10 protein-coding genes are annotated in these 12,376 nt (G+C 70.3%); 8 read left to right on the top strand and 2 right to left on the bottom strand.

Translation table 11 applies throughout. The features are described from left to right. Positions 1-2 precede the first annotated feature (2 nt). Entirely contained in the window at positions 3-524 is a 522-nt protein-coding gene (locus AMA02S_RS29810; RefSeq protein ID WP_067464719.1) for a GNAT family N-acetyltransferase, read from the top strand. Here AMA02S_RS29810 and AMA02S_RS29815 read toward each other — a convergent pair. Then, positions 486-1,634 carry a winged helix DNA-binding domain-containing protein gene (locus AMA02S_RS29815; RefSeq protein ID WP_067464722.1) on the bottom strand — a complete coding sequence of 383 codons (1,149 nt, stop codon included), beginning with the start codon at positions 1,632-1,634 and terminating at the stop codon, positions 486-488. The two genes, AMA02S_RS29810 and AMA02S_RS29815, sit on opposite strands and share 39 nt — an antisense overlap. Positions 1,635-1,729: 95 nt before the next feature. On the opposite strand from AMA02S_RS29815, the gene AMA02S_RS29820 reads away from it, so the two are divergent. Further along, a complete protein-coding gene (locus tag AMA02S_RS29820; RefSeq protein ID WP_067464725.1) occupies positions 1,730-2,698 on the top strand; it encodes a helix-turn-helix transcriptional regulator in 969 nt (322 codons plus the stop codon). Positions 2,699-2,753: 55 nt separating this feature from the next. Here the strand turns inward: AMA02S_RS29820 and AMA02S_RS29825 are convergent, their stop codons facing one another. After that, the gene (locus AMA02S_RS29825; protein ID WP_067464728.1) at positions 2,754-3,284 is read right to left on the bottom strand and encodes a MarR family winged helix-turn-helix transcriptional regulator; all 531 of its coding nucleotides are present in this window, start codon (positions 3,282-3,284) and stop codon (positions 2,754-2,756) included. Between the two features lie 74 nt (positions 3,285-3,358). Between AMA02S_RS29825 and AMA02S_RS29830 the strand changes: the two genes are divergently transcribed. From AMA02S_RS29830 to AMA02S_RS29855, 6 genes are all read left to right on the top strand, one after another. Further along, the gene (locus AMA02S_RS29830) at positions 3,359-4,384 is read left to right on the top strand and encodes an alpha/beta hydrolase (RefSeq protein ID WP_067464731.1); all 1,026 of its coding nucleotides are present in this window, start codon (positions 3,359-3,361) and stop codon (positions 4,382-4,384) included. A gap of 462 nt (positions 4,385-4,846) precedes the next feature. Then, entirely contained in the window at positions 4,847-6,412 is a 1,566-nt protein-coding gene (locus tag AMA02S_RS29835) for a chitinase (protein WP_218005161.1), read from the top strand. A 10-nt stretch (positions 6,413-6,422) separates the two neighbouring features. Then, positions 6,423-8,189 carry a chitinase gene (locus tag AMA02S_RS29840; protein WP_067464737.1) on the top strand — a complete coding sequence of 589 codons (1,767 nt, stop codon included), beginning with the start codon at positions 6,423-6,425 and terminating at the stop codon, positions 8,187-8,189. 51 nt (positions 8,190-8,240) lie between these two features. Continuing rightward, positions 8,241-9,110, top strand: coding sequence for a lytic polysaccharide monooxygenase auxiliary activity family 9 protein (locus AMA02S_RS29845; RefSeq protein WP_067464740.1), 870 nt, complete (start codon positions 8,241-8,243; stop codon positions 9,108-9,110). A 10-nt stretch (positions 9,111-9,120) separates the two neighbouring features. After that, positions 9,121-9,717 (top strand): DUF305 domain-containing protein, encoded by a 597-nt coding sequence (locus tag AMA02S_RS29850; protein WP_067464743.1) that lies wholly within the window; start codon positions 9,121-9,123, stop codon positions 9,715-9,717. 8 nt (positions 9,718-9,725) lie between these two features. Continuing rightward, positions 9,726-12,287 carry a glycosyl hydrolase family 18 protein gene (locus AMA02S_RS29855; protein ID WP_084265733.1) on the top strand — a complete coding sequence of 854 codons (2,562 nt, stop codon included), beginning with the start codon at positions 9,726-9,728 and terminating at the stop codon, positions 12,285-12,287. Positions 12,288-12,376: the final 89 nt, after the last annotated feature.

Raw genomic sequence — 12,376 nt, forward strand, 5'->3', positions numbered from 1 at the left:
CGATGCCGAGTGTGCGTATCCAGCCGTGGTCCGAGGACGACCTCGACCTGCTGCGCCGCGTCAACGCCCCCGAGATGAAGGAGCACCTCGGCGGCCCCGAGACCGAGGAGCAGGTACGCGTGCGTCACGCGCGCTACCTGCGGAGCGACGACATCGGCGGCCAGATGTACCGGATCGTCGCCGACGGGGAGCCCGCCGGCACGGTCGGTTTCTGGTCGCGCGACTGGCGGGACGAGCCGGTCTACGAGAGCGGCTGGAGCGTCCTGCCGGGGTTCCAGCGTCGGGGCGTCGCGGTCGCCGCCGTCCGGGAGGTCGTCGCCGCCGCCCGCGACCGCGGCGGGCGCCGCTACCTGCACGCCTTCCCGTCCGTGGAGCATGTGGCGTCCAACGGCGTCTGCCGCAAGGCCGGGTTCGTCCTGGTGGGGGAGTGTGACTTCGAGTACCCGCCCGGCCACATCATGCGCTCCAACGAGTGGCGCTTCGATCTAGGCGTGGCCGCCGACCGTGACGGGGCCCACCGTTAGCTCCGGACGGGCCTCCAGGACGTGCGCCACGCGCTCGACCTGCTCGTCCAACTGCGCGCGTCGCGCCCGCCCGAACGGGACGAGCGGCTCCACCGTCACGTCGATCCGGCGGCCGGAGCGCCGCTGGTGCCACACGCCCCCGACGACGCCGTCCACCAGCATCATCTGGAAGTTGCCGGGCAGGGCCCGATCGGACGCGCGTCCCGGATACAGCAGCGAGGACGGCTGGTTGCCGACCCGGTAGGCGTAGCCGTCGAAGTAGGGCAGCAGCCGCACGCCCCTTGCCGGCTCCTGCGGCGCGCCGGTGTCCCCGGCGGCGACCCAGGCGGTCGAGCCCTCCACGTCCACCGGCTCCAGATCGAGGGACGCGAACAGCTCCGCCGCCCACGGCCGGGGGGCGTTCAGCCAGTGCGCGAACCGTTCCGGCGTCGAGGGACCGTAGGCGTGCAAATAGGTTTCCACCATCCCTCCGAGCGCCCCCGTGGCCTCCATCGGGCGAAAGCCGGGGATTCGCCGACGCGGACTGGAGTAGGTGACCTTCCGTCCCCGCGCCGGTCCGAAGCACAGCGCGCCCTGGCTGCCCGCGAGTGCCATGGCCTGCCGCCACCGTGGCCAGAAGGTCTGGAACGCCGGCATCACCAGGTCTCCGGCCCACGGCCCGGTCCGCTCGACCACGGCCTCGCCCAACTCGTCCACGGTCATGTCGGCCTCCGCGAGGGCGGCGCCGATCGCCGCGACCACCGCGGCGGTCTGCTCCGGCGTCATCCGCACCGGATCGGGGAAGGGGCTCGTCGCGGGCGGGAGCGCCGACAGCGCCCCCACCCACATGGGCAGGTCCTGCGCCGGGAGCAGGTGCACCGTTCCCCGGGGGCCGTAGGTCTTGACGAGGGTCTGCTGGTCCCACAGTGCCTTCCGCACGTCCATGCGAGTGGCGCCGTCCATCCGCATGCCGATCCCCAACTCCGCCGCCGACATCACCTGGGCGTGGACGCCGGCGACGTCCGCCACGACCCGCGCCGCACCGTCCGACGACGCGACCGTCAACGCGTGGCGGTCCAGCCGCCGCGCGCACACCTGAGCCCACGACAGCGCTTTCCCTGCCTTCGACATCAGCTCCTCCTTGCTCCCTGACACCGCGCCACAGGGGGCCAACACTAGGAGCGATTTAGGCCAGGTTTTGTCCTAAGCTGCGGCATGCTGGAGATATGGCCGACGCGTCGATGCGCTTGCTGAACCTGCTGTCCCTCCTCCAGACGCCCCGCGAATGGCCTGGCGGCGAGCTCGCGCAACGCCTGGCCGTCAGCGGCCGGACCGTCCGCCGCGACATCGAACGGCTCCGCGAGCTCGGCTACCCCGTCGAGGCGACCAAGGGCCCCGACGGCGGGTACCGCCTGGTCGCCGGCACCGCGATGCCGCCCCTGCTGCTGGACGACGAGGAGGCCGTGGCCATCACGGTCGGCCTGCGCACCGCCACCGGACACCCCGTCGACGGCATCGGCGAGGTCTCGGCCCGCGCCCTGGCGAAGCTGGAGCAGGTCCTCCCCTCCCGCCTGCGGCACCGCGTCGCCTCTCTGGGCGCGGCCACCGTCCCGCTGTCCTGGCTCGGCGCGGAGGCGACCACGGTCGATCCCGCGCACCTGGCCACGTTCGCCGCCGCCGTCGCCAACCGCGAGCGCGTCCGCTTCACCTACCTGTCCGGGGACGGCACCCCCACCCGCCGCCTGGCCGAGCCGCACCACATCGTCCCGACAGGCCGGCGCTGGTACCTCATCGCCTACGACGTGGACCGCGACGACTGGCGCACGTTCCGCGTTGACCGCATCGTCGACCCCCATCCCACCGGCCAGCGCCGAACCCCTCGCGCCGTTCCCGGCGGCGACGCCGCCGCGTTCCTCAAGCGCCAGTTGCTCTCTCTCGCCCCTACCTATCGTGCCGAGGTGACGGTGCACCTGCCCGCCGACCAGGTCATCGCGCGACTCGGTGCCGCCTCCGAGGACGTGCGGCCGCTCGATGACGGCCGGTGCCATCTCCGGCATCGGGCCGACACCCTCGAATGGCTCGCCGCCCGCCTCCTCATGCTCGGCTGCGAGTTCGAGGTGCACGACCCGCCCGAACTCCGCACCCACCTCCGCGGCTTGGCCGCGCGAGCCACGGCGGCCGCCCGGGGCCGATGATCGTGTGCCGCCGATCGAGGCCCGTCGTGCGAAACGGCGGCCATGCCACGGCCGCTCAGGACGCGGTGTCGGGGACGGGCATCAGCGGCGGTCCCTGGCCCTCGGCGGCGACGACGACCGCGCGCAGCAGTTCGGCCAGCTGACGGCGCTGGGCGCCGGTCAGGCAGTCCAGCAGCGCGTGCTCGGCGATGGTCTGCTCGCGGATGACCGCCAGCCAGGCGTCCTGGCCCTGTTCGGTGAGGCGGACCAGGAGACGGCGGCGGTCGGCGGGGTCGCCGGCGCGGGCGATGTGCCCCTGCCGCTCCAGCCGGTCCAGGCGGCTGGTGAGGGTAGCCGGCGGGACGTCCAGCGCCTCCGCGAGCCAGGAGGGGGTGCCCTCGTAGGGAGGGCCGGCCGAGCGGAGCCGCCACAGGATGTCGTACTGCCACCCCCTCAGACGCTGGACGGCGAGCGCGGCCTCCCGGTGCCGGCGCAGATGGTGGACGAGCATCTGCATGCGGGTGACGGCCCCTTCCACGTCGGGATCGAGGTCGGTGACCTCGCGGGACCAGAAGGCGATGTGCCGGTCGATCGAGTCCTGCGCCATGGCCGAAATAGTACCATTTCGAAAATTTCGAAATCGTAGTAATGTCGCCGCGTTCCCGACTGAGGAGGTTCCCGATGTCTCGATGGCCAGCCGGCCTGGCCGGACGCGTCGACGAGCACACCATCGACAGCGAGCTGTTGCGCGGAAACCCCTTGGGCGACCCGCACCGTAGACCGCTGTGGGTCTACACACCCCCCGGCTACGACGGCGACGGACGCCGGTATCCGTCCGTCTACCTCCTGCTGGGATTCACCGGAACCCTCGCGGCGTGGAGCAACCAGGCCGCGTATCGCACACCGGTCCCCGTGGCGACTGACGGCCTGTTCGCGAGAGGCGAGGCGCCGCCGGCCATCCTGGTCTTCGTGGACGCCTGGACCACCTACGGCGGGAGCCAGTACATCGACTCGTTGGGGACCGGCCGCTACCACTCCTACCTGTGCGAGGAGATCGTGCCGTGGGTGGACGCCCGGTACCGGACTCTCCCCGACCGTGACCATCGCGCCATAGCGGGCAAGTCAAGCGGCGGTCTGGGGGCCGCGATCACCTCGATGCTGCGGCCCGACCTCTTCGGCGCGTTCGCCGCCCACTCGGGCGACTCGCTGTCGGAGGCCCAGTACATTCCCCACTTCCTGCACGCCGCCCGCCATCTGCGCGCCTATGACGGCGACATCTTCCGGTGGTGGGACGATTTCCGTTCCCGCGTGTCCTTCACCAAGCCGGAGGACATGCGGCTGCTGGAGATCCTCGGTGTGTCGGCCTGCTTCTCGCCCGCCGACGACGGCATGCCGCAACTGCCCTTCGACCCGATCACCGGCGCGCTGCGTCCACGAATCTGGCAGCGGTGGCTCGACTGGGACCCGGTCCGCATGGCTCCCGACCACGCCGAGGCGCTGCGCGCCATGCGCGCCATCTGGATCGACGCCGGAACCCGCGACGAATGGTTCCTCGACCTCGGTGCCCTGGCCTTCCGCCAGGCCATCGCCACGGCAGGCGTCCCCGATGACAGAGTCCACTTCGAGCTGTTCGACGGCGGCCATTTCGCCGTCGAGTACCGCCAGCCTCCCGCCCTGACCTGGCTGGCCACCTACTTGACGCCCTGAACCACGCGTCACCCCGCGGACTCAGCGCCCCGGGTGGGCGGGACGGTGAGACGGTGGTGCGGCCAGAGGCGCAGCGAAGGTGGACGGCGCCGTGAGCCGAGATCGACTCTCTCTTGAAGGCGCGGCAACCGGAGCCGACGGATGGGAAGTAGGAGGGGCATCCGCTTTTGGGGCGTTGTTGCTGGTGGGGTTAGGGGTGGAGGCTCTGGTTTGGTCTGATGTGCTGGTGTGGCAGGGATTTCTTGGTGATTCGTGCCAAGATTCCCGCCCGGCGGGGCTGGTTCGGCGTGCTACCTGCGGTGGTTCCTTGGAGGCGCTCCAGCGGCGAGCCCGGGGTCTTGCCGGGCGCGGAGGCGCTGGTTAACGTGCTCTCAAATTTATAGGAAACCTTACTGTTCATTTCGCGCCTGACTCGGGGTTCGGGGGAATTCCCGCCAGCTTCCCTACCGTGCCATGGAGTGAGTGTTGCGTCCCCGCACCGTTCTCAGCGTCCTCGCCGCCCTGCTGCTCGTCCTGGTCCTGCCGCTCGGCGCCCGCGCCGACGCGCCTACCGCGACGTTCGCCAAGTCCGCCGACTGGGGGACCGGGTGGGAGGGCAAGTTCACCCTCGCCAACGCCTCGGGCTCGGCCGTCGACGGTTGGACGGTCGAGTTCGACCTCCCGTCCGGGACGAGCGTCGGCGCGTACTGGGACGCCCTGCTGACCAAGGACGGGTCCCACCACACGTTCCGGAACCGCGAGTACAACGGCTCGCTCGCGCCGGGCAAGTCGGTGACGTTCGGGTTCTCCGGGACCGGGCCGGGAGCTCCGGAGAACTGCAAGTTCAACGGCCAGCCGTGTTCGGGTGGTCCGGGTGAGCCCGGCGGGCTCGGCGCCCCCGGGGCGCCGAGCGTCACCGGACGCACCGACACCTCCCTCGCGCTCGCCTGGTCGGCCGGCAGCGGGACGCCGACCGGATACCGGGTGTACGAGGGCACCGACCTGCGGACGACCGTCGCCGGCACCACCGCGACGCTGGACGGCCTGGAGAAGTGCTCCACGCACAGCTACACCATCAAGGCCTATGACGCGAAGGGCGAGTCGGCGGGCAGCGCCGTGGTCACCGGCACGACCGGCGGCTGCGCGACCGGGCCGCTGCCCAAGCATTTCCTTACCGGGTACTGGCACAACTTCGACAACCCGGCGCGCGAGCTGAAGCTGTCGGACGTGCCGAACGACTACGACCTCGTCGCGGTGGCGTTCGGTGAGGCGACCTCCAAGGCCGGTGAGGTCTCCTTCGCCGTCGACCCGGGGCTGTCGAAGTCCCTCGGCGGGTACACCAACGATCAGTTCAAGGCCGACGTGGCGGCGCTGCACGCCAAGGGCAAGAAGGTCATCCTGTCGGTCGGTGGCGAGAAGGGCTCCATCCAGGTCGCGAGCGGCTCGTCGGCCACCGCGTTCGCCAACTCGGTGCACGCGCTGATGACCCAGTACGGGTTCGACGGCGTCGACATCGACCTGGAGAACGGGCTCAACCCGACCTACATGGGGCAGGCGCTGCGCGATCTGCGGTCCAAGGCCGGCGCCGACCTGATCATCACGATGGCGCCGCAGACCATCGACATGCAGTCCACGGGCGGCTCCTACTTCCAGCTCGCGCTGAAGATCAAGGACATCCTGACGGTCGTCCACATGCAGTACTACAACTCCGGCGCGATGCTCGGCTGCGACCAGAAGGTGTACTCGCAGGGGACGGTCGACTTCATGACCGGGCTGGCCTGCATCCAGCTGGAGAACGGGCTGCGCCCCGATCAGGTGGCGCTCGGCCTGCCGGCCGGGGCGGGCGCGGCGGGCGGCGGCGTCGTCCAGCCGGGAATGGTCAACAACGCGCTGGACTGCCTGGCCAAGGGCACCGGGTGCGGCAACTACAAGCCGACGCGCACCTACCCCGACATCCGCGGCGCGATGACCTGGTCGATCAACTGGGACGTCACCAACGGCGGCGGGTTCGCCAGGACCATCCGCCCGCACCTGAACACGCTGCCGTAGAGGGGCCGACATGAGGAAGATCTGGGTCCTGGCGGTCCTGGTCGCCGGCCTGCTGGTCGGCACCGGGAACGGCCCCGCGCAGGCGGAGAACGTGCTGTCCAACGCCGGTTTCGAGACCGGGTCGCTGAACGGCTGGTCCTGCGCGGGAGGCGGATCGGTGGTGAGCACGCCGGTGCGGACGGGTGGTTACGCGCTGGCCGGCGGCGTCACCGCGGGCGACACCGGGCAGTGCTCGCAGACGGTCGGCGTCCAGCCGAACACCGCCTACATCCTCACCGCCTGGGTGCGCGGAACCTACGTGTACCTGGGCGTGACCGGCGGGGCCTCCACCTGGACTCCGTCGTCGTCGGCCTACACCAAGTTGTCGCTGTCGTTCACGACCGGAGCCGACCAAAAATCGGCGCAGATCTATCTGCACGGCTGGTTCGGCGCAGGAACGTACCACGCAGACGACGTGGAACTGGACGGTCCCGGCAGCCCGCAGGCGGGTGTGCCGGGCCGGCCCGACGCGCCCAAGCTGGGGTCCGTCACCAACGACTCGATCTCCCTGTCGTGGGCCGCCGCCTCGGGGACCGTGACCGGCTACCGCGTCTACGAGGGCTCGGAGGTACGGGCGACCGTCACCGGTACGGGCGCGACACTGTCGGGTCTCGCGGCGTGCGGCACCCACAGCTACACCGTCGCGGCGTACAACGAGGCGGGCGAGTCGGCCAAGTCCGACGCCGTCAGCGGGACGACCGGCGGATGCGCCGACACGGGGCTGCCCAAGCACGCGCTGATCGGGTACCTGCACGCGAGCTTCGCCAACGGCTCGGGATACATCAAGATGGCCGACGTCCCGGCGGCATGGGACATCATCAACCTGTCCTTCGGCGAACCCACGTCGGTGACCTCCGGCGACATCCGCTTCAATCGCTGCCCGGCGAGCGAGTGCCCGAACGTGGAGAGCGAAGCCGATTTCATCGCGGCGATCCGCGCGAAGCAGGCGCAGGGCAAGAAGGTGCTGATCTCGATCGGCGGCCAGAACGGCCAGGTGCAGCTCACCACGACGGGCGCGCGGGACGCCTTCGTCCGGTCGGTGGGAGAGATCATCGACCGGTACGGGCTGGACGGGCTGGACGTCGACTTCGAAGGCCACTCGCTGTACCTGAACTCCGGCGACACCGACTTCCGCAATCCCAAGACCCCGGTGATCGTCAACCTGATCTCGGCGTTGAAGACGCTCAAGGCCAAGTACGGGGAGAAGTTCGTCCTGACGATGGCGCCGGAGACGTTCTTCGTGCAGGTCGGCCACCAGTTCTACGGCGGCAACGGCGGCGCGGACAACCGCACCGGCTCCTACCTGCCGGTGATCCACGCGATGCGGGACGCGCTGACGGTGCTGCACGTCCAGGACTACAACTCCGGGCCGGTGATGGGGCTGGACGGCGTGTACCACACGATGGGCGGCGCCGAGTTCCACATCGCGATGACCGACATGGTGAAGGCCGGGTTCCCGGTCGCGAACACCGGCCAGACCTTCCCGGGGCTGCGTGCCGAGCAGATCGGCTTCGGGGTGCCGGCCGCGGTCAGCGCGGGCAACGGGCACACGTCGCCGGCGCAGGTGCAGCAGGCGGTCAACTGCCTGGTCAAGGGGCAGGGATGCGGGTCGTACACGCTGCGCGGCGGGACGTCCCCGGCGCTGCGCGGCCTGATGACCTGGTCCATCAACTGGGACCGCTACTTCAACTGGGAGTTCATGAAGGCCCACAGGCCGTTCCTCGACGCGCTTCCGTGAGACCCCGAGCATCGCTCCGGAACGCCCCCACCCCCATTTGGAAGGAACACGATGCGATCACCCCGAGCGAAGGTCGCCGTCGCGGCGGCGGCCGTGCCGGCCGCGTCCGCGGTCGCCGTGCTGGCCCCCGCGGCGCCCGCCAACGCGCATGGATCGATGTCCGACCCGCCGAGTCGTGTCTACGTCTGCAAGGAGGAGGGGCCGGAGAAGCCGAGCTCCGAGGCGTGCAAGGCGGCCGTCGCGGTCGCCGGCACGCAGGCGTTCTACGACTGGAACGGCGTCTCGATCCTGGACGCCGGCGGGCGGCACCGGGAGCTCATCCCGGACGGGCAGCTGTGCAGCGCGGGGCGGCCCAAGTACCGCGGCCTCGACCTGCAGCGCACCGACTGGCCCGCCAAGCAGATCACCCCCGGCCCGCTCACGATCACCTACCACGCGACAGCGCCGCATGCGGCCAGCAACTTCGAGTACTACATCACCCGCGACGGCTGGGACCCCTCGCAGCCGCTGCGCTGGGCGGATCTGGTGCACCTGCAGACCTTCACCAAGCAGAACCCGACGACGTTCACCAAGTGGACGCTGACCATCCCGCCGCGCACCGGCCGGCACCTGATCTACTCGATCTGGCAGCGGGTCATGGGCAGCAACGAGGCGTTCTACACCTGCTCGGACGTGGACTTCGGCGGCACCAACACGCCCACCCCGCCCACCACACCGCCGGCGACCCCGTCCCCGACCGCGCAGCCGTCCTCGCCACCGCCGACCACTCCGCCGGCGAGCGGCACATGGACGGCCGGGACCGCCTACAGCGCGGGCGACAAGGTCACCTACAACGGTGTGACCTACGAGTGCCTGCAGCCGCACACCGCGATCTCCGGCTGGGAGCCCGCGTCCACCGCCGCGCTCTGGCGGACGGCCTGAGCGCGGCGCCATGAGGTACGGCGCACTGGCCCTGCTCGCCGCGGGCGTCCTGCTGCTGGCCCTCCAGTGCGGGGTCGCCGGCGGTTCGCCGTCCGGCCCCGCCGGGGCTCGCGGCGGGCGCGGGTTCAACGCCACGGACGTGATGTTCCTGCAGATGATGGTCCCGCATCAGGGGCAGGGCGTGCGCCTGGTGCGGCTGGCCCGCGGGCGTCCCGTCCGCCCGGAGGTCGCGACGCTGGCGGCGGCGATCGAGAGTACGCAACTCAGGGAGGTCAAGGACATGGCGGCCCGGCTGCGGGAGTGGCGGCGGCCGCCGACCGCGCCGGCGCACGCGCACGCCGCGCACGGCGGAATGCCCGTGACCCCCCAGGCCGAGTTGGACGCGCTGGACCGGACCCCCGCCGACCGGTTCGAGCGTGCGTTCCTCAACCTCCTGATCGCCCATCAGGACGACGCCGTCCAGATGGCGCGGATGGAGACCGGCGGCGGCCAGGACGCGTGGACCCGTCGGCTGGCCGAGAACGTCGACCGCTCCCGGTCGGCGCAGATCACGCGGATGCTGACCATCCTCGGCCCCCGCTCCCCGCACAACCCATCCCAGAAGTAGGTGTACGCATGCGCCGATTGATCAGTGCCCTGCTCACCCTCGTCGTCGTGTCCGCGCTGGCCGTCGCGCCGGCGCGGGCCGTCGACCGCCTGACCGCGGAGTTCACCCTTTCCGGCACCACCGGGAAGTACGTGGTCAGCAACCCCGGGTCCGCTTCGGCCAGCAACTGGACGCTGGCCTTTGAGCTCCCCTCGGGGGTGACCGCGAGCAACCCCCAGAACGCCAGCCTCACCCAGAATGGGACGAAGGTGACGCTGACCCCCGCCCACTACATCAGCACCCTTCGCGCGGGCGGAAGCACCGAGCCCTATAGCCCCTCGTTCACGCTCAGCTCCGCTGCGAATCCCACTAAGTGCACCTTGAACGGAGCGAACTGCGACGGAACGGGTGCACCACCGCCGGCCGCGGCGGGCGTCACCGCGGCCTACTCGGTCGAGGGATCGCGCGCCAAGTTCATCGTCGCCAACAACTCCGCGGCGACGATCACCAATTGGTCCGTCGTGTTCGACCTGCCCGCCGGCGTCACCGCCAGCAGCGCCGACAACGGCACGATCGCCCAGAGCGGCCGGACGGTCACCCTCAGCCCCGCCTATTTCAACGCCACGATCGGTGCGGGCCGGACGACCGAGCCCTACAGCCCGACGTTCACCGTCAGCCAGTCCGGCGCGCAGCCGACGAGTTGCCGTGTCAACGACGTCAACTGCGACGGCTCGGCCGACACCGCGCCGAGCGCGCCCGGCGGCCTGAAGGCCCCGGTGAAGACGACCAAGACCGTCTCGCTCACCTGGGACGCCGCCAAGCCCGGCAGCCTGCCGGTCACCGCGTACGAGGTGTACAACGGCTCGGCGCTCGCGACGACGGTGCCCGAGACCAACGCCACGGTCACGGGCCTGACGCCCAACACCGAGTACTCGTTCACGGTCAAGGCCCGGGACCGCAAGGGCACCCTGTCGCCCGCCAGCGAGGCGGTGACCGCCAAGACCAACGACCCGGCCGACGACACCGAGGCGCCGTCGGTCCCGAGCGGGCTGCGCAGCACCGGCAAGGACTCGGCCAGCGTCAAGCTCGCGTGGACCGCCTCGACCGACAAGTCGGGCGTGGCCAACTACGACGTGCTGGTGGACGGGAAGGTCGCCACGACGGTGACCGGGACGACGGCGACCGTGGCGGGGCTGTCCCCGTCCACCGCCTACTCCTTCACCGTCCAGGCCCGCGACGTCTACGACAACGTGTCGGCCGCGAGTTCGGTGGTGAAGGTGACCACCGACGACCTGGTCGCCAACGGGTACGCGCGCGTCGGCTACTTCGTCCAGTGGGGCATCTACGGCCGCCAGTACTTCGTGAAGAACCTCGACACGACGGGCAACGCGGCCAAGCTGACCCACATCAACTACGCGTTCGCCAACATCGATCCGAAGAACCTGACCTGCCTGCAGGGCGTCACCAAGGGAACCACGTCCAACCCGCAGGACCCGAGCCAGGGTGACGGCGCGGGCGACGCCGAGGCCGACTACGGCCGTCCCTTCAGCGCCGGGCAGTCGGTGGACGGCCAGGCCGACTCCGGCTGGGAGAAGCTGCGCGGCAACTACAACCAGCTGAAGAAGCTCAAGGCCAAGTACCCCAAGCTGCGGGTGCTGATCTCGATCGGCGGCTGGACGTACTCCAAGTACTTCTCCGACGTCGCCGCCACCGACGCCAGCCGCAAGAAGTTCGTCGCCTCCTGCCTGGACACCTACATCAAGGGCAACCTGCCGGACTACAACGGCGCCGGCGGGCCGGGCACGGCCGCCGGGATCTTCGACGGCATCGACCTGGACTGGGAGTGGCCGGGCGCCGAGGGCCACGCAGGCAACCACATCGGCAAGGACGACAAGAAGAACAACACGCTGCTCATCGCCGAGTTCCGGCGCCAGCTCGACGAGATGACCAAGAGCACCGGCAAGCGCTACGACCTGACCGCCTTCACGCCCGCCGACCCCGCGAAGATCGAGGCCGGCTGGGAGCTCGCCGAGGTCGCCAAGTACATGGACATCTTCAACGTCCAGGGTTATGACTTCCACGGCGCCGGCAGCGACAACTCCTGGGAGCCGAACCGGACCGGGCACCAGGGCAACCTCTACACCGACACCGACGACCCGTACCCGTTCCACTTCAGCGTCGAGAACGCGGTGAAGGCGTACCTGGACGCCGGCGTGAACCCACGCAAGATCACCATCGGGCTGGCCTACTACGGACGTGGCTGGCAGAACGTGACCGATGGCGGCAAGAAGGGCGATTGGCAGGACGCCAAGGGCGCGGCGCCCGGCCAATTCCAGGAAGAGGCCGGAACCCGCGGGTACAGCAACCTGCTCGCCAGCGTGCCCAACTGCACGATCAACCATGACGAACAGGCGATCGCCACCACCTGCTACACCGGCAACAACGGCCAGTGGTGGACGTTCGACGACGCCTGGTCGATCGGCAAGAAGATGGCCTGGTTGAAGAGCAAGGGCCTGCTCGGCGCCATGATCTGGGAGATGTCGGGCGATCCCGGCGTCCTCACCAAGGCGGTGGACGACGGCCTGAAGTGACCTCCCGGAAGTGACCCTCTGAATCAGCCCACGAACTCAGGGCCGGTGCCGACCTCCGCTCTCAGGCGGCACCGGCCTTGTGGTTTTCC

The sequence above is a fragment of the Actinomadura macra NBRC 14102 genome (genome assembly GCF_001552215.1).
Classification (GTDB): domain Bacteria; phylum Actinomycetota; class Actinomycetes; order Streptosporangiales; family Streptosporangiaceae; genus Spirillospora; species Spirillospora macra.

Excerpts from the sequence above, each read along its gene's own strand:
- AMA02S_RS29810 (WP_067464719.1), top strand. The coding sequence starts at position 3 with ATGCCGAGTGTGCGTATCCAGCCGTGGTCCGAGGACGACCTCGACCTG.
- AMA02S_RS29815 (WP_067464722.1), bottom strand. The coding sequence starts at position 1,634 with ATGTCGAAGGCAGGGAAAGCGCTGTCGTGGGCTCAGGTGTGCGCGCGG.
- AMA02S_RS29820 (WP_067464725.1), top strand. The coding sequence starts at position 1,730 with ATGGCCGACGCGTCGATGCGCTTGCTGAACCTGCTGTCCCTCCTCCAG.
- AMA02S_RS29825 (WP_067464728.1), bottom strand. The coding sequence starts at position 3,284 with ATGGCGCAGGACTCGATCGACCGGCACATCGCCTTCTGGTCCCGCGAG.
- AMA02S_RS29830 (WP_067464731.1), top strand. The coding sequence starts at position 3,359 with ATGTCTCGATGGCCAGCCGGCCTGGCCGGACGCGTCGACGAGCACACC.
- AMA02S_RS29840 (WP_067464737.1), top strand. The coding sequence starts at position 6,423 with ATGAGGAAGATCTGGGTCCTGGCGGTCCTGGTCGCCGGCCTGCTGGTC.
- AMA02S_RS29845 (WP_067464740.1), top strand. The coding sequence starts at position 8,241 with ATGCGATCACCCCGAGCGAAGGTCGCCGTCGCGGCGGCGGCCGTGCCG.
- AMA02S_RS29850 (WP_067464743.1), top strand. The coding sequence starts at position 9,121 with ATGAGGTACGGCGCACTGGCCCTGCTCGCCGCGGGCGTCCTGCTGCTG.
- AMA02S_RS29855 (WP_084265733.1), top strand. The coding sequence starts at position 9,726 with ATGCGCCGATTGATCAGTGCCCTGCTCACCCTCGTCGTCGTGTCCGCG.